Source organism: Armatimonadota bacterium, from assembly GCA_025059775.1.
Taxonomy (GTDB): Bacteria; Sysuimicrobiota; Sysuimicrobiia; order Sysuimicrobiales; family Sysuimicrobiaceae; genus Sysuimicrobium.
Genome location: JANXCW010000003.1, coordinates 45,434 through 60,941, shown reverse-complemented (window position 1 = coordinate 60,941; position 15,508 = coordinate 45,434). Strand labels below are relative to the sequence as shown.

The following is a 15,508-nucleotide window of genomic DNA, read 5'->3' as shown; positions in this document are numbered from 1 at the left end:
GGTTTGTCTATACAATACACTACGTCGCCGCCTCCCGGAATTCCTTCCCACGGGGCCTCACCGGAAGAGGGTGACCTGGAAATAGTAGCGGTCGGCCCGGTAGTAGGTGCGGGTAACCTCGAACAGCTGGCCGGTGACAAGGTAGGCGCGCCTGCGGGCGAGAAGGAGGGGGCTACCTTCGGGTACCTCCAGTACCCGGGCGTGAAAGCGGGTGGCGGGCACCGCCTCCACCCGTTGCTCCGCCCGGTGGATGCGCAGGCGCAGCCGGTCCTCCAGCACCCGGTACACGGACCCGCGTTCCAGGTCCTGGGGGCGCAGTCCTCGGACCAACGGGGCAGGCATGTAGATCACCTGGAGGGCGAGGGGAGTCTCGTCCAGGTACCGCACCCGGCTCACGCGGAGCAAGGGGGTCCCGGTGGGCAGATCGAAGAGCTCCGCCACGGGCCGCGCCGCGGGAAGGGTACCCCAGCTGAGCACCCGGGATCGGAGCCGATCCCCCTCCCCTCGTGCCTCCAACTCCTCCGAGAGGGTGGTGAGGCGGCTGAGTTGGCGTTCGAAGGGAGGCTGGGTCACGAAGGTCCCCACGCCCTGCCGACGGTACAGCCAGCCCTCGCGCACCAACTCCATGACCGCCTGACGAGCGGTCATACGGCTCACGCCGAACCGCTCCGCCAGTTCCTCCTCCGGGGGAATCCGGTCTCCCGTGCGCAGCTTGCCCGACTGGATCTGCTGGAGGAGGTGCTCCTTGATCTGCTGGTACCGGTATAGGACCGGCTGGGCCTGTTGGGCTTCCGTGCCGAGCCTCCGACTCATCCTCTAGACCATGCGCGGCTGGATCTGCACTTCCATCTCCGTACGGCACAGGGCATGCAGGAAGCAGGTGTGCTCCCCCATGGCCAGGAGCTCCTGTGCGAAGGCGTCGTCCTCCTCGTCTCCAAAAAGACGTGGGTCACCACGGGCTCCGCATCCCCTCCCATCCGGAAACCTGTGTCCTGCGCCACCCGGCAGGCCCGCAGGTCCTTGCGCCGGATTCGGGCGAAGCGTGCCAGCTGGGTCATGAAGCAGAAGGCGATCCCTGCGGAGAGGTACGTGAGAGGGTCAGGGGCCCGTATACCCGATGGGTCACAGAGAAACCGGAAGATGGTCCCGCGGGGGTTGTACATGCGCTGCTCCACGTGCCACAGCCCTTCTGACGTCTGCACGCAGATGGCCTGGAGATGCAGGGTCCGGTCCTGCGTCTCTGCCAGGCTCGAGCCCGGGTGGCTGGTGTCCTCTTCCGTCCTCGGCGTGGGCCCGTTCCGTTCCACCGCCCCCGGATCTTCCACGGGAAGCAACCCGTCGAAGAAAGGATGAGGATCCGGAGGGATCGGTGTATCTGCGGGATTTACCCGTACCGTTCTCAGAGGACGGCCGTTGTGGACTAGGGAGAATCGGTTCGCAAGTCCGGCACGCACAAGGCCGTACGCGGGTGCCCCACATACCGCCTCCCGGATCAGCGCTTCCGGGAGCACTCCGAGCACAGAGAGCTCCGGCGGGGTACGCACCCGCACGGAGGGTCCCTTGCGTCGCCGAACCTCTCATGGTGTAGCGGGTGTCCAGCTGAAGCTGCACCGGCCTCCGCGGAGCACCCCGCAACACCATCTGCCGTTGGAGCGCCTCCGCGAGGTCCGTTACCAGCCCCACGCTGAAAAGGGCCAGGAGCGGAGGCGCTACATCATCGCCCAGGAGATAGGGCCCCTCGTCGCTGGCGAGCCGCCAAGTGGCCCGCGTGGCGCTCTGGGCTACCAGGACTTCCTTCTGCATGGTGGAGAGCGACCGGGCCGCGGTACGTACCACGATCTTCTCGCCATCCGCTTGTCTTCCCAGGATCCGGTCCGGGGCCAGATCGATCCGGAAGAACAACGGCAGGCCCGAAGCCTCCAAGGGACTTTTCCCCACGGCCCTCTCTCCTTCAGCGCCCCACGGGCGCAGGCTCCCACGTTCTGGAGGGCACCCCGTAGGTGTAGAAGGTGTCCGGCAGCCGCCCTCCGAACCAGATGCTGCTCTTTTCCAGATCGCTTTCGTTCGCCACGTCCCAGACCACCGTCTTCCACTCCGGGTCGAAGATCAGGTACCCGGTATCCCCGAACAGCTCGATGCGGGTTCCCCCCGGCTCAAACACGTACAGGAAGTAGGCCTGAGTGGTCCCGTGCTTGCCAGGTCCCGCCTCGATCCGGACTCCATAATCGCTGAAGATGTCCGCGATGTCCAGAAGGTGCTGAGGGTAGCCGTACCAGTAGGCAAGATGGTGGAACCGGCCCGGCTGACCCGTGGCATCCCGCATCACCGCGACTTCATGGACAAGCGGGCTTACGCTCAACCACGCACCGACCTCCACTCCTCCTTCGCCGATCTTCTGTTCCCGCAGGCGGAAGCCCAGCACCTCCTGGAAGAACCGCCGCATGGGAGGAATGGAGCTTGCCAGGAGATTGACATGGTCGATCCGGCGCACGGGAACGCCCCGGAGGGGCCGCCGCTGTGGCCGGTTGCGCAGGGCGGTGCGCTTCTCCGGAGGCGCCTGGTAGTACTCGACCTCCCACAGGATCTCCATGGGGTGGCCTTCCGGTGTGGTGAACCGATACGCGGGCCCGTGCCCCACATCTCCCTCGGACCAGCCGCATCCGTAGCCGCTCTCCGCCAGCCGCTCCACGGCCGCCTGCAGTCCTTCGGGGCTCGGAGCCCGCCACGCGATGTGTCCCAACCCCGCGGTGGGAGCCTCCGTGATCACCAGGGTATGGTGATAGGTGTCCTCATATGCTCTTAGGTACACAGAGGGTCCGTGACGGGTGGTTTCCTCCATCCCCAAGAGGTCGTGGAAGAACCAGTAGGTCTCCTCCGGCTTGGGCGTGAGCAGCTCCACGTGCAGCAACTGTGCCACCAGGGGTGGAACCATTTCCCTCACCTCCTCGCAGCTTGCTCTGCCTCCTGTGCCTCCGCCTGCGCGATCTCCATGAGGATCTGGGAGCCGTAGTTCGCCGCCGACAGCCCCCGGAAGAGGAACGCAAGGCCCACCACCGCCGCCAGCTCCTCCCAGGTGGCGCCGGCCCGGCGGGCCGCGATGGCGTGCAGCTTCGCGGCGTCCTGGAGGTTCACGAGCAACATCCCGAACAACATCAACTGGGCTGTCTTCACGTCGAAGCACTTGGGGTACATGAAGTGACGCCGCAGGGCCTCTTGCAGCCGGAGCCCCTCCGGGTCCACACGGGAGAGGAGGTCCGTGCGGGCCTGAATACGGGGCGGCACGAAACCCATCAGATCCACATACACGGAGCGCAGCCGCTCCACCTCCTCATCGTCCATCTGTCGAGCAGGAAGTCCTTCTCGCAAGCGTCTCACCTCCTTCACAAAAGAATGAAAAGTCTACCCTCCCCCCGCGGATTCCGAACGTCCCACACCCCCCTCTGACGCACCTGCCGGCTGGGGGGAACGTCCGGAGCCGGCCCTGGCCTCCCTAGGTATACCCGGGAGGAGTACCCGGCCCAACCGCAGGAGGAGACGTCCCGCGAACGGCACTACCCCCTCCCGGAAGACCAGGAAGAGCACCACCAGGAGGATGCCGTACGTGAGCACCGTGAGCTGCCCGAAGGGGCGCACGAGCTCGTCCACCAGGGTAAACAGTCCTGCTCCCACCACGGGTCCCAAGGTGGTCCCTATCCCCCCCAGCAGCAGGGCGAGGAGCACCGGGATATCCACGTGCCCCAGGGCGAAGACGGAGGGACTGATAAACCCGTTGACGTCCGCGTACAGGACCCCTACAAGCCCGATAAGGCCTGAAGCCAGGGCTGCGGTCCCAACCTTGTACCGCGTCACGTCGATCCCGGAGAGCTCCGCGTTCAGCTCGTCTTCCCCCAGGGCCCGGAAGGCGAGCCCGTATCGGGACCGGAGTAGGAGCTGGTAGATGGTGAGGGAGCTCACCAGGACTCCGAGGAGGACGTAGTACGCGCGCGTTGGCGCTTCCCCCAGACCGAATCCCAAACCCTGGGTGGAGATCCCCGTCTCCCCGTTCGTATACTCCCTCAGACCCAGCAGGAGGTTGTGGAAGATGAGGGAGACCGCCACGGTGATGATGCCCACGAACAGCACCCCCAGCCCCCGACGCACGCCCACGTAGCTGAGGAAGCCTCCCAGCAAGGCCGCCCCCAGCGTGGCAAGGACGGCGGCCAGGAGGGGGGGGAATCCTGCATCCCGGACCAGGATCACGGAGGCGTACGCTCCCAGGCCCGCCAGGGCTCCCACACAGAGGAAGAGCTGACGGGTGTGTCCGAACAGGAGGTTGAAAGCCACAGCGTAGGTGGCCAGGATCAGCATGAGGCTCGCGATGCGCAGCCCATAGGGACTTCCCCCGAGCAGGAAGGGCACCATCACGAGGACCCCTCCCGCGGCCAGGACCGGAACGGCGTGGACGACCAGCTGGCGTCCGCTCATGGCCAGTACGCCAGCAGCCCCTCGGGCCGGATCAACAGGGTGGAAGCCGCCACCGCCAGGAGCACGATCCAGGTGACGTAGGTCCCCACCGCGTAGCTCAACGTGGCGTTCACCAGCCCCAGTATGAGGCTCGCGAGGAAGGTGCCCGTGAGGCTGCGGACCCCGCCCACCACGGCCACGATCAGGCTCAAAATGGTGAACTCCGTCCCCATCTCGGGGCCCAGGTACGAGAAGAAGCCCTGCGCCACCGCCGCGACCCCTGCCAAAAGCCCGCTGAGGGCCACCGTGAGGGTCCGCACCCGGTGCACATCCACCCCGCACAGCCAGGCTCCTACCTCGTTCTGGATGATGCACCGGATGGCCTTGCCCAGGAAGGTGCCCCTCAGGAAGGCCAGGAGAACCAGGAACGCGGCCACGGCAAGACCTGCCACGGCCAGGCTCCCCGTGCGCACCACAATCCCCCCGATCCGGACGTAGGGGCTGGAGAGCTGCAGGGTCAGGGCCAGGTTCGGGTACCGCCAGGTAAATAGTCCATCCAGGGCGAAGGAAAGCCCCAGGGTCAGGATGATCCCCAGGAGCAGGCGCTCCTCCCCCCGGCGGGCGTAGGCCTGACGTAGAAGGGTCTGGTCCAGCAGGAGGGCCACGAATCCCGCAAAGAGGATTCCCGCCGCGCAGGCCAGCACGGGAGGCCAACGGCTCTGAAGCAGGAGGGCGGCCACCAACCCTCCGGATACCGCCACCTGCCCGTGCGCCAGGTTCAAAACCCCTCCCAGTCCGTACACGAAGACCACACCCACGCTCAACAGGGCCAGTTGCAATCCCTGTACGAGTCCATCGAGCACGATCCCCGTCATCCGCCCGCCACCCCGCCTACGGACTCCATGCCCCGCAGCTCCCCTAAGTACGCCTGCCGCAGCTCCGACTTCCCCCACAGGTCGGAGGCCGCTCCCCGGAATACCACCCGTCCGTCCCGGAGAACGTAGACCCGGCGGCACAGGGCCAGGGCCGACCGTACCTGCTGCTCCGCGAGCAGGATGGTCACCCCTTCCCGCTGCAGCGCCTCCAGCTGGCGATACAGCTCCGCCACCAGGCGGGGCGCGAGGCCCGTGGAGGGTTCGTCCAGCAGGATCAGTTTAGGCCGGCCCATGAGGGCCCGGGCAATGGCCAGCATCTGCTGCTCGCCCCCGCTGAGGGTGCCGGCCCGCTGCCGGCGCCGCTCCGCCAGGCGGGGGAACAGATCGAAGACCAGCCGCAGCCTGCTTTGGAATCCCCCAGGCGAACTGTACGCTCCCAGCTCCAGGTTCTCGAGAACCGTGAGCTGTGGAAAGAGCTCCCGCTCCGCGGGCACGTACACGAGACCCCGCCGGGAGATCTCATGGGGCGGAAGCCCGTGGATGGGAGTCCCTTCGAAGATCACCGCTCCCCGCTGGGGACGGATCAGGCCCGCGATGGCCCGAAAGAGCGTGGACTTCCCTGCCCCATTAGGCCCCAGCACCGCGGTGGCTTCCCGCCCGGGCACCTCCAGGTCCACCTCCCGGACCACCGCGGTGCCGTCATAGCCCGCCCACAGATCCCGGACTTCCAGCATGGACTATCTCCCTACTCCTTCCAGCTCGTGCATGGGCACGCCCAGGTAGGCTTCTACCACCACGGGATCCCGGGCTACCTGTGCGGGCGGACCATCCGCGATGATGGCGCCGTGATCCAGGACGATGACGCGCTCCACCGTTCCCAGAACCGCCTCCATCACGTGTTCCACCCAGAGAATGGTGATCCCCAGCTCCTGCCGGATGCGCCGGAGCAGCGCGGTACACTGCTCGATTTCCACCAGGCTGAGCCCACTCATGAGCTCGTCCACCAACAGCAGCCGGGGCCTTGCGGCCAGGGCCCGCGCCAGGTCCACCAGGCGACGTTCCTGGGTATTCAGCCGCCCGAGCACCTCCTCCCGTTTCCGCTCCAACCCCACCAGCCTCAGGGCCTCCCGTGCCCGGTGCAAGGCCTCCTGCCAGCGGATGCCCTGGGGTCCCCCAAACAGCCCCCCCACCAACACGTTCTCCTCCACCGTAAGGCGGGGGAACAGCCGGGGGATCTGAAGCACCCGCCCCACTCCCCGACGGGTCACCGCGTGCGCGGGCAACCCGGAGATGCGCTCACCTTCCAGCTCCACCACGCCCTCATCCGGCGACAGCAGGCCGTTGATCACGCTGAGGAGGGTGGTCTTTCCCGCTCCGTTGGGACCGATCAACCCCACGAAGCCTCCAGCCTCCACCTCGAAAGTCACGTCCCGGAGGGCCACCATTCCCCCAAAACGCTTCGTGATCCCCCGACACCGGAGGAAGGGCGAGTTACTCCTCGGGGACATAGGGCTCCAGACGCGGAACCCGGAACTCGAGCCGCTGCTTCCAGCCGCAGTTCGGGCAGATTCCGCCCGGCGGATCCCCCCGCTCGATGGTGAACATGATGGGACGGGCCTCCTTCATCTCTCCCCACTCCGTGAAGGACAGCGGCCATCCGTATCCGGGCTGCACGAACCTCCCCTTCCGGATCACCTCCGCGATGCGGCGGGGATCCGTGGAGTTCGCTTTCCGCGCGGCATCCGCCACCATCTTCACGATGGCATAGCCCGAGAGGGCGTTGTCGTCGAAGTAACGCCGGTAGGCGGCGTAGAACCGCTCCGCCAGCCGACGGAAGGTGGGATGGGTGAAATCCGCGCAGGTGTAGTCCACGTAGCGCCCGTAGAGGGCTTCTCCTGCCCGCTGCACGATCCACTCCGGCGGATTGTGGGCCCCGAACATCTGCTGGCGCATCCCCAGCTCCACGGCTTGACGCACGATCACGGGAATACCGGGCGGATGGCCCCCGATGTCCAGGAACTCAGGGTTGAAGCCTTGCAACCTGCGCAGGTACGGGGTGAAGTCCGAGGTGACCACAGGGGCTACCTCGATCTGGATCTGCATGCCTGGGATGGAACGCACGTAGCGCTCCAGCCATTGCATGTAGGACCGTCCCCAGGCGTAATCTGCGATGATGGCGCCCACCCGGGTGTATTTGTTGAACTGCATGAGAGCCGCGGACGCCTGCACGTACATGGGAGAGGCCACGAGGCAGGTCCGGAAGGTATACCGGCTGTTCCTCCGGAGGATGGTGTGCGCCCCAGCCCGCGTGAGGAAGATGGGGACCCGCAGCGTTTCCGCCTCCCGCGCGAGGGCAGTCCCGATGTCACTGCTGATCATTCCCCCCGCGGCCGTGATCCCCTCCCGCTCTACCAGGAACCGGAAGGCGCTGATGGCTTCCGCGGGGCTGTTGCGGTCGTCTCGCTCCACAAACTCCACCGGGCGTCCCAGCACGCCCCCCGCCGCGTTCAGCTCCTCCACCGCCATGCGCATCCCATCCCGCACGTTCACACCCCAGAAGGCAAACGGCCCGCTCAGGGGTGTCAGGGCCGCGACCTTTAAGGGCCGCACCTGGGCCCCGCTGGGAACCGCCAGCAACGCGGCAAATCCGAGGATCACCGCCACCCCGATCGTCCCCAAGTTCCGCATTCTCCCTCACCTCCCGTGGGATCCGCACATAGTATAAAATAGTATAAACGGGAATCCCCGCAACACGCGCGGCTTTCGGAAAACCCTAGATCCCTCCCACCAGATCTGCCGGGTGACGCCCGGGGGCCGCACGGCCGGGGGCAAAGCGGCGCAGGCTCCGCCCGATCTCTACCAACCCCCCGGGAAGCAACAGGACCACCAGGATGAAGAGAAATCCGAACACGAGCACATGGACCTCCGCAAGCCCCAGGGCTAGCACCTCCCGAACGGTTACGAAGAACGCCGCCCCCAACACGGGCCCCCATACGGTCCCGATGCCTCCCAGGAACACCATCAGCACGCTATCGAAGGTCCACACGGGGCTGAAGGCAAACTGCGGGTAGAAGCTGGGGTGGTAGTAGCCGAACGCACCGCCCGTAGCTCCTGCGAACCCCGCGCTCAACAGGAAGGCGAGGAGCTTGTGGCGGAAGGCGTTTATCCCCACGCTCTCCGCCACCAGTTCGTCCTCCCGCACCGCCACCAGCCCAAGTCCGAACCTGGCACGGGAGAGCCACCAAGCGGCCAGGGTGGCCGCGGCCGCCACGAGGAGGATGAGGTAGTAGCGGGGAAGGAGGTGGTAGGTGGCGATGGCCCGGGAGGGGAGTGCGGAGACCTCCGGCAGGGTAGTGGCGACCACGATGCGCAGGATCTCCGCCATGGCGAGGGTTCCGATGGCGAAGTACGGCCCCCGGAGGCGGAGAGAGGGGGCTCCTACGAGCAAGCCGGCCAGCACGCTGCCGGCGCATCCCGCGACCAGGGCCATGCCGACCGGAACCCCTTCCAGCCAAAGGGTGCGGGTCAGAAGAGCCCCGATGCCGAAGAAGGCCGCCAGTCCCAGGTTGACCTGCCCACCGAAGCCTCCCAGGAGGTTCCAGGACTGGGCCAGGGTCACGGAGAGAAGCACGAGGAACGCCCAATTCACCACCGCGGACTCCTGAAGCACTAACGGCAGGACCACGAGCGCTATCCCGCCCGCCACCGCGCCCGCCCGCCTCACGGGCCCCTCCCGAACAGACCCTGCGGCCGGAGGAGGAGGATCACGAGGAAGAGCACCAATCCCACCACCTCCCGGAACACCCCGCCGAGGGCGAAGGCGGCTGCGGATTCCGCCATCCCCAGCAGGATGCCCGCCACGAAGGTCCCGAACATGCTCCCCAGGCCCGCGAGGACCACCACGATGAGGGCCTTGAGGGTCCAGCCCAGACCGATGGCCGGGCTGATGGCATCGGACACCGTGACGAGAGCGCCTGCCACGCCCGCGAGGGCACTCCCCAGGGCGAACGCGGTGCGGTAGACCTGGCGTACGGGCACTCCCATGAGGCTCGCCGCCTCCCAGTCCTCCGCGGTGGCCCGGATGGCCCGCCCTAGATCCGTCCAGTGCAGGAAGAGGTGGAGTCCAGCGAGCGCCGCAAACGCCACCCCGAGGCCCCACACCCGCGTCAAAGGGATCACTACGGGCCCCAGGGGGATCACACGTCCCGCATAGCCGGTGGTCACCGCCCGTTCATCCGCGGTCCACGCGAAGATGGCGAGGGCGTGGAGCACGAGGGCAAGGCCGAATCCGAGGAGAATGGACAGCTGGATTTTCGCCTCTTCCTGGAGCCGGATCAGCCGGCCGAAGAGCGTCTGGTAGAGCACCACCCCCACGCCGAACAGAAGCGGTCCCGTGATCAGGACGGAGGCGAAGGGATCCACCCCCCACAGGGAGAAAGCCCAGAAGGTGGCGTACCCCCCCAACATCAGGAGCTCCCCATGGGAGACGTTCAACATCCGCAGCACGCCGAACACCAGGGCGAGTCCCACCGCGGCAAGCCCGTACAGCCCCCCCACGAGGGCCCCGAAGACGAGGTTCTGCAGCCAGATCTCCACTAGGCCCCCACGTAGGAACGCCGTACTTCTTCCGCCTCCAACAGCCTCCGGGCGTCCCCTTCCAGGACCACCCTTCCCTGCGCCATCACGTATCCCCGCGAGGCGTGCTCCAGCACGGGAAACACGTTCTGCTCCACCACCACCACCGTGACGCCCTCCCGCACGATGCGGTGAAGGGCTTCGTACACCTGCTGCACCACCCTGGGCGCCAGGCCCAGGGAGGGTTCATCCAGGAGCAGCAGCCGCGGCCGGCTCATGAGGGCCCGGGCAATGGCCAGCATCTGCTGCTGACCGCCGGAGAGGGTCCCCGCCAGCTGATGTCTGCGCTCCGCGAGGATGGGGAACAGGTCGAAGACTTCCTCTAGGGTCCGCGTCCGGTGGGCCCTGGCCCGGGCCGCGTAGCCCCCCATCCACAGGTTCTCGAGGACCGTCATGTGGCCAAACAGCCGACGGCCCTCCGGAACCATGGCAATGCCCCGCTCCACCACCGCCTCTGGGGGCTTCCCATCCAGGCGCTCCCCCTCGAACCACACTTCGCCCCGGAGGAGCCGCACGAGTCCCATGATGGCCCGGAGGGCGGTGCTCTTGCCCGCGCCGTTGGGGCCTACCACCGCCACCACCTCCCCGGGAGCCACCTGCCAGTTTACCCCCCACAATACCTGCGCATCTCCGTAGGCGGCCTCCAGGTTCCGGACCTCCAGCAGGGGGATCACGGGATCATCCCCGGCCCAGATAGATGTCCACCACCCGGGGGTGGCTGAGGACCTCCTCACAGGAACCTTCCGCGATCTTCTCCCCGGAGTTCAGGAACGCCACCCGGCCACACAAGGCCCGCACCGCGGACACGTTGTGCTCCACCAGCACGAGGGTGAGCCCCTCCGCCCGGAGCCGCTGGAACAGGAGGATCTCCGCCTGGACTTCTTCCGGGTTGAGCCCCGCGAAGGGCTCATCCAGGAGCAGAAGCCGGGGCCGGATGGCCAGGACCCGAGCGACCTCCAGGCGCCGTCGCTCCGCGAGGTTCAGCTGCCCTGCGGGGAGGAACGCCTTCCCATGCAGTCCCACCAAGTTCAGGAGCTCTTCCGCTTCCCTGCGGGCGATGGAGATGGAGGAGGCGGGTTGGGCGCCGTACAGGCGGGCTACCGCCACGTTATCCAGCGTGGAGAGGTGGTGGAGGCTACGGACAAGCTGAAAGGTCCGGGCGATTCCCAGCGTAGCCCGACGGTGGGCCGGTACTCCGTTGAGGGGGATTCCCTGGAACCGGATGTCCCCTCGGTCCGGGCGCAGGGTACCCGCCACCAAGCTGAACACCGTGGTCTTGCCCGATCCGTTCGGGCCAAGCAGCCCGAAGATTTCCCCTTCCTCCACGTGGAAGGTGAGGTCCCGAACCGCCTGCACCCCTCCAAACGCCTTCCACAGTCCGCGGACCTCCAGGAGGGGCTGACCCAAGGGCATCACCGGCTGCGGAAGGGCGGAGCCGGATACACGAAGCGGGCCGTGGCGAACTCCCGGGGCCACACCAGCTCCTGCCGTCCGCCCTGCCACTGTACGATGATCACCCGCACAGGGCTTGTGCCATCCGGCCGGAACCGCACGGGTCCCACCACGGTCGTGAGGTTCGTGGCGGCCATGGCGTCCCGGATCTTCTCATGATCGAGGCTTCCCGCCCGTCGGATGGCGTCCACCACCACCTGCACACAGGCGTAGGCAGGTCCCACGATGACATCCGCCGGCCGGCCGAACCTCTGCTGGTGCTTCGCGTTCAGCTCCGGGGCTCCGGGAAACTTCACCGCGTAGTGCCATCCCGGGATGAGCAGGGTATAATCCCCGTCCTTGCCCAAGCTCTGGCTCCAGGCGACAGCGTCCGGAGCCCGGATCAACAGGTACGCCTTGGGGTTAAAGTCAAGCTCCTTCATCTGACGGACCATGGTGATGCCGTCCGGCGGGGTGGGAACCCCGAGGACCAGCTCCGCGCCCGCGGCCTTGGCCCGCAGGATCAGGTCGCTCATGTCCCGGGTGCCCACGGTGTACTCCCCCCGGAACACCACCTGATAGCCGAACTCCGTGGACCGCACCGACCACAGGGAGGCCATCTCCCGGCCCCAGTCCGTCCGTTCCGCGAAGATGGCCACCCGCCGGGGTCGCTGGTCGGAGGGGAGATAGCTGTTGAGCATCCGGTATGTCTCGATGGCCATATCCGGCGACTTGGGGAACGGGGAGAAGAGGTACCGGTAGCCCCGCTGGTGGATGCTCCACAGGGCGAACGCCACCCCGCAGTACGGGATGCGGTTCTTCTCCGCCACCGCGGCCGCGGCCGCATGCAGGTCGCTCCCGAACCCTCCCAGGTACGCGGCGATCCCCTGCTGCGCCAAAGCCTCCATCCGGCTCACGGTCTTGGTGGGGTCGCTCTCGTCATCCAGCATCACCAGCTCCAGCCGTAGCCTCTGACCCCCCACCTGGACTCCCCCGCGGGCATTGATGTCCTCCACCGCCAGCTCGTACCCCGCCCGCACCTGAGCGCCCCCGGAGGCGAACCGGCCTGTGAGCGGGATCACCGTCCCCAGGCGGATCGTGGCCTGGGGGGCCGCGGTGCCGGCCCCGGCCACAGACAGGCTCACACAAACCAGCACCACCAGCCCTGTGAACACCGCCCCCTTTCTCCGCATCGCAGTCTGACCTCCCTGGTGGGATTCCAGCGCCGGAGTCCTTCGATCCAGGCTTCCTGCCCTCCTCAAAGTTAGGGGAGCCTTACCCAACCGCTCAATCTCCACGGGACGCCCATCCGGCACGGCCTCCGAAGACTGATTTCCCCCTTCTTGGGCATTGTGGTTAGAGCGGTTAGAATAGAACATGGCGTGGGATCGGACGAAAGTCAGCGATCCCGCCTACCAGATCGGAGAGGGGGAGCAGAGGATGCCGCAGGACGGGCGGGTGAAGGTGGCCATCCTGGGGTCCGGAAACATCGGGACCGACCTCATGTACAAGATCATTAAGAACCCGGGCCCCATGGAGCTCGTGCTGGTGGCGGGGATCGACCCCGCCTCCGAGGGGCTCGCGCGGGCGAGATCCTTGGGAATCCGCACGAGCGTGGAGGGGATCCGTGCGGTGCTGGAGGATCCTGAGATCCGCATTGTCTTCGATGCCACCAGCGCCAAGGCCCACGTCCGCCACGCCAAGATGCTCCGGGAGGCAGGAAAGTTGGCGGTGGATCTCACCCCGGCCGCCGTGGGTCCCTACGTGGTCCCTCCCGTGAACTTCGGGGAGCACGTGGACGCGCCCAACGTGAACCTCATCACCTGTGGGGGGCAGGCCACCATCCCCCTCGTCTATGCGGTGAGCCGGATCACGCCCGTGCAATACGCGGAGATCGTCTCCACGGTGGCGAGCCGCTCCGCGGGGCCCGGAACCCGACAGAACATTGACGAGTTCACCTCCACCACCGCCCGGGGTCTCGAGGTCCTGGGGAAGGCCGCGAAGGGCAAGGCCATCATCATCCTAAACCCCGCGGAGCCTCCCATCATCATGCGGAACACCATCTACTGCATCCCCGCGTCGGAGGAGATCGACCCTCAGGCCATCCGGGAGTCCGTGGAGCGGATGGTGGCGGAGGTCCAGCGGTACGTGCCCGGTTACCGGCTCAAGAACCCCGTGCACTTCGACCGCCGGGAGACTCCTTGGGGCGAGCGGACGGTGATCGCCATGCTCCTGGAGATCGAAGGGGCGGGGGACTTCCTCCCCACCTACGCGGGCAACCTGGACATCATGACCTCCGCGGCCCGGCGGGTGGGGGAACTCATCGCCCAGCACATGCTCGCGAGGGTAGCGGTATGAGCGCCACAGGAACCACGAGGCCCCCCTTGAAGCCCCCCCGGGTGACGGACACCACCCTGCGGGACGGTTCGCACGCCTTCCGGCACCAGTTCACCCGGGAGCAGGTGCACAGGATCGCCGCGGCCCTGGACGAAGCCGGAGTCCCCGTGATCGAGGTGAGCCACGGGGACGGGCTCGCGGGATCGAGCATCCAGTACGGATTCTCCCGGGTGTCGGATCTGGATCTGGTGGAGGAGGCCGCCTCCGCGGTCCAGCGGGCCCGCATCGCGGTGCTGCTCCTGCCCGGGATCGGCACCCGGCACGAGCTCAAGGAGGCGGTCCGCCGCGGCGCCACCATCGCCCGCATCGCCACCCAGTGCACGGAGGCGGACATCTCCGAGCAGCACTTCGGACTCGCGAAGGAACTGGGGATGGAGACCGTGGGCTTCCTCATGATGGCCCACATGCGGCCTCCGGAGGTTCTGGCGGAGCAGGCCCTCCTCATGGAGTCCTACGGGGCGGACTGCGTGTACGTGGTGGACTCCGCGGGTGCTATGCTCCCCTGGGAGGCCGCGGGCGCGGTCCGGGCTCTCAAGCAGGCCCTCCGGGTGCAGGTGGGCTTCCACGCACACAACAATCTGGGTCTGGCCATCGGGAACACCCTCGCGGCCATCGAGGCGGGCGCAGACCAAGTGGACGCCTGCCTACGGGGATGCGGGGCGGGAGCGGGAAACGCGGCCACGGAGGTGCTGGCCGCGGTACTGGACAAGGCCGGGATCAACCCCGGCCTGGATGTCTTCAAGCTCATGGACACCGCGGAGTTCATTCTGGCGCCCATGATGCCCTTCCAGCCCTTCCCGGACCGGGATGCGGTCACCATCGGGTACGCGGGGGTGTACTCCACCTTCCTCCTGCATGCCCGGCGCATTGGAGAGCGCCTCGGGATCGACCCTCGGGAGATCCTGGTGGAACTGGGGCGGCGCAAGGCCGTAGCGGGACAGGAGGACTGGATCTTGGACGTGGCCCTGGACCTGGTGCGCGCCCGAGAGCAGGCGGCGGTAGGGGGATGACGGAGACGCAGCTGCGGGAGGAGATCCGCAAGGCCCGGCAGCACCGCACTTCTCTACCTAGCGTCGGGGTACAGCTGGACCTCGCGGTGGCCTACCGGATCCAGCAGGCCCTGTGCGAGGGTCGGGTTCTGCGGGGATTCAAGCTGGGCCTGCTGAGCGAGGCAAAGCAACGCCAGATGGGGATTCCGGAACCCATCTACGGACGCATCTGCGCGGACATGCTGCTCGAGCACACGGTCCCTCTCCACCGATTCATCCAGCCCCGCCTGGAACCGGAACTCGCCACCATCCTCCGGCAGGACCTTCCTCCCGGGAGCTCTCCGGGAGCCGCCCGGAAGGCCATGGGCGGCTGGTTCTTGGGGTTGGACATCCTGGACAGCGTCTGGCAGGACTACCGCTTCACCGCGGCGGAGGTGGTGGCGGACAACGCTTCGGGCGGTGGGTTCGTGCTGGGAGAAGTCCTGCTCGGAGAGCGGCCCCCTGAGACGCTGCGCCTGTACGTCAACGGAGCCCTCCGGACGGAGGGGCGGGTGGAAGCCCTTGGGGATCCCGCCCTGCGGCTGTGCTGGCTTGCGGACCGGGTAGGCGGGCTGTGCGCGGGGCAGGTGGTGTTCCTAGGTTCGCCCGCGGCCGCGGTTCCCGCGGAGCCAGGGGTTGTGGAGGTGGTGGGGGAAGACCGGCTGCTGCTCACGGTCCTGGAAGGTTAGGGGAAAGGAG

Annotated in this window: 17 protein-coding genes; 3 read left to right on the top strand and 14 right to left on the bottom strand. The window is 67.2% G+C overall.

The annotated features are described in order from the left end of the window. Positions 1-57 precede the first annotated feature (57 nt). The 14 genes from N0A24_02960 to N0A24_02895 all read right to left on the bottom strand — a co-directional run bounded on the left by N0A24_02960 (position 58) and on the right by N0A24_02895 (position 12,577). Positions 58-813: a GntR family transcriptional regulator gene (locus N0A24_02960; GenBank protein MCS7172363.1), complete on the bottom strand. Its 756-nt coding sequence runs from the start codon at positions 811-813 to the stop codon at positions 58-60. Next, a complete protein-coding gene (locus N0A24_02955; protein MCS7172362.1) occupies positions 810-1,520 on the bottom strand; it encodes an OsmC family protein in 711 nt (236 codons plus the stop codon). Before N0A24_02955 ends, N0A24_02960 begins: the two co-directional genes overlap by 4 nt. Before the next feature lie 431 nt (positions 1,521-1,951). After that, positions 1,952-2,932 carry a catechol 2,3-dioxygenase gene (locus tag N0A24_02950; GenBank protein ID MCS7172361.1) on the bottom strand — a complete coding sequence of 327 codons (981 nt, stop codon included), beginning with the start codon at positions 2,930-2,932 and terminating at the stop codon, positions 1,952-1,954. A 5-nt stretch (positions 2,933-2,937) separates the two neighbouring features. Then, positions 2,938-3,339 carry a carboxymuconolactone decarboxylase family protein gene (locus N0A24_02945; GenBank protein ID MCS7172360.1) on the bottom strand — a complete coding sequence of 134 codons (402 nt, stop codon included), beginning with the start codon at positions 3,337-3,339 and terminating at the stop codon, positions 2,938-2,940. A 60-nt stretch (positions 3,340-3,399) separates the two neighbouring features. Next, positions 3,400-4,464, bottom strand: a complete 1,065-nt coding sequence (locus N0A24_02940; GenBank protein ID MCS7172359.1) for a branched-chain amino acid ABC transporter permease — start codon at positions 4,462-4,464, stop codon at positions 3,400-3,402. Next, positions 4,461-5,318, bottom strand: a complete 858-nt coding sequence (locus N0A24_02935; protein MCS7172358.1) for a branched-chain amino acid ABC transporter permease — start codon at positions 5,316-5,318, stop codon at positions 4,461-4,463. Before N0A24_02935 ends, N0A24_02940 begins: the two co-directional genes overlap by 4 nt. Further along, positions 5,315-6,052 carry an ABC transporter ATP-binding protein gene (locus N0A24_02930; protein ID MCS7172357.1) on the bottom strand — a complete coding sequence of 246 codons (738 nt, stop codon included), beginning with the start codon at positions 6,050-6,052 and terminating at the stop codon, positions 5,315-5,317. Before N0A24_02930 ends, N0A24_02935 begins: the two co-directional genes overlap by 4 nt. A gap of 3 nt (positions 6,053-6,055) precedes the next feature. Next, positions 6,056-6,763, bottom strand: coding sequence for an ABC transporter ATP-binding protein (locus tag N0A24_02925; GenBank protein MCS7172356.1), 708 nt, complete (start codon positions 6,761-6,763; stop codon positions 6,056-6,058). A 46-nt stretch (positions 6,764-6,809) separates the two neighbouring features. Beyond that, positions 6,810-8,006 (bottom strand): ABC transporter substrate-binding protein, encoded by a 1,197-nt coding sequence (locus N0A24_02920; GenBank protein ID MCS7172355.1) that lies wholly within the window; start codon positions 8,004-8,006, stop codon positions 6,810-6,812. A gap of 85 nt (positions 8,007-8,091) precedes the next feature. Then, the gene (locus N0A24_02915) at positions 8,092-9,042 is read right to left on the bottom strand and encodes a branched-chain amino acid ABC transporter permease (protein ID MCS7172354.1); all 951 of its coding nucleotides are present in this window, start codon (positions 9,040-9,042) and stop codon (positions 8,092-8,094) included. Further along, positions 9,039-9,914: a branched-chain amino acid ABC transporter permease gene (locus tag N0A24_02910; protein ID MCS7172353.1), complete on the bottom strand. Its 876-nt coding sequence runs from the start codon at positions 9,912-9,914 to the stop codon at positions 9,039-9,041. Before N0A24_02910 ends, N0A24_02915 begins: the two co-directional genes overlap by 4 nt. Beyond that, the gene (locus N0A24_02905) at positions 9,914-10,618 is read right to left on the bottom strand and encodes an ABC transporter ATP-binding protein (GenBank protein ID MCS7172352.1); all 705 of its coding nucleotides are present in this window, start codon (positions 10,616-10,618) and stop codon (positions 9,914-9,916) included. The genes N0A24_02910 and N0A24_02905 overlap by 1 nt, the downstream gene beginning before the upstream one ends. Positions 10,619-10,631: 13 nt before the next feature. Beyond that, positions 10,632-11,309, bottom strand: coding sequence for an ABC transporter ATP-binding protein (locus tag N0A24_02900; GenBank protein MCS7172351.1), 678 nt, complete (start codon positions 11,307-11,309; stop codon positions 10,632-10,634). A 56-nt stretch (positions 11,310-11,365) separates the two neighbouring features. After that, positions 11,366-12,577 (bottom strand): amino acid ABC transporter substrate-binding protein, encoded by a 1,212-nt coding sequence (locus N0A24_02895; GenBank protein ID MCS7172350.1) that lies wholly within the window; start codon positions 12,575-12,577, stop codon positions 11,366-11,368. Positions 12,578-12,824: 247 nt separating this feature from the next. Here N0A24_02895 and N0A24_02890 point away from each other — a divergent pair, with 247 nt between their 5' ends. From N0A24_02890 to N0A24_02880, 3 genes are read left to right on the top strand one after another with little or no spacing between them, the layout of a single operon-like run. Next, entirely contained in the window at positions 12,825-13,742 is a 918-nt protein-coding gene (locus N0A24_02890; protein ID MCS7172349.1) for an acetaldehyde dehydrogenase (acetylating), read from the top strand. 26 nt (positions 13,743-13,768) lie between these two features. Then, the gene (gene dmpG / locus N0A24_02885; GenBank protein MCS7172348.1) at positions 13,769-14,791 is read left to right on the top strand and encodes a 4-hydroxy-2-oxovalerate aldolase; all 1,023 of its coding nucleotides are present in this window, start codon (positions 13,769-13,771) and stop codon (positions 14,789-14,791) included. Next, positions 14,788-15,498, top strand: a complete 711-nt coding sequence (locus N0A24_02880; protein MCS7172347.1) for a fumarylacetoacetate hydrolase family protein — start codon at positions 14,788-14,790, stop codon at positions 15,496-15,498. The genes dmpG and N0A24_02880 overlap by 4 nt, the downstream gene beginning before the upstream one ends. The last annotated feature ends 10 nt before the right edge of the window (positions 15,499-15,508 follow it).

Excerpts from the sequence above, each read along its gene's own strand:
- N0A24_02930 (MCS7172357.1), bottom strand. The coding sequence starts at position 6,052 with ATGCTGGAAGTCCGGGATCTGTGGGCGGGCTATGACGGCACCGCGGTG.
- N0A24_02895 (MCS7172350.1), bottom strand. The coding sequence starts at position 12,577 with ATGCGGAGAAAGGGGGCGGTGTTCACAGGGCTGGTGGTGCTGGTTTGT.
- N0A24_02960 (MCS7172363.1), bottom strand. The coding sequence starts at position 813 with ATGAGTCGGAGGCTCGGCACGGAAGCCCAACAGGCCCAGCCGGTCCTA.
- N0A24_02950 (MCS7172361.1), bottom strand. The coding sequence starts at position 2,932 with ATGGTTCCACCCCTGGTGGCACAGTTGCTGCACGTGGAGCTGCTCACG.
- N0A24_02920 (MCS7172355.1), bottom strand. The coding sequence starts at position 8,006 with ATGCGGAACTTGGGGACGATCGGGGTGGCGGTGATCCTCGGATTTGCC.
- N0A24_02945 (MCS7172360.1), bottom strand. The coding sequence starts at position 3,339 with ATGGACGATGAGGAGGTGGAGCGGCTGCGCTCCGTGTATGTGGATCTG.
- N0A24_02890 (MCS7172349.1), top strand. The coding sequence starts at position 12,825 with ATGCCGCAGGACGGGCGGGTGAAGGTGGCCATCCTGGGGTCCGGAAAC.
- N0A24_02880 (MCS7172347.1), top strand. The coding sequence starts at position 14,788 with ATGACGGAGACGCAGCTGCGGGAGGAGATCCGCAAGGCCCGGCAGCAC.
- N0A24_02925 (MCS7172356.1), bottom strand. The coding sequence starts at position 6,763 with ATGGTGGCCCTCCGGGACGTGACTTTCGAGGTGGAGGCTGGAGGCTTC.
- N0A24_02940 (MCS7172359.1), bottom strand. The coding sequence starts at position 4,464 with ATGAGCGGACGCCAGCTGGTCGTCCACGCCGTTCCGGTCCTGGCCGCG.
- N0A24_02935 (MCS7172358.1), bottom strand. The coding sequence starts at position 5,318 with ATGACGGGGATCGTGCTCGATGGACTCGTACAGGGATTGCAACTGGCC.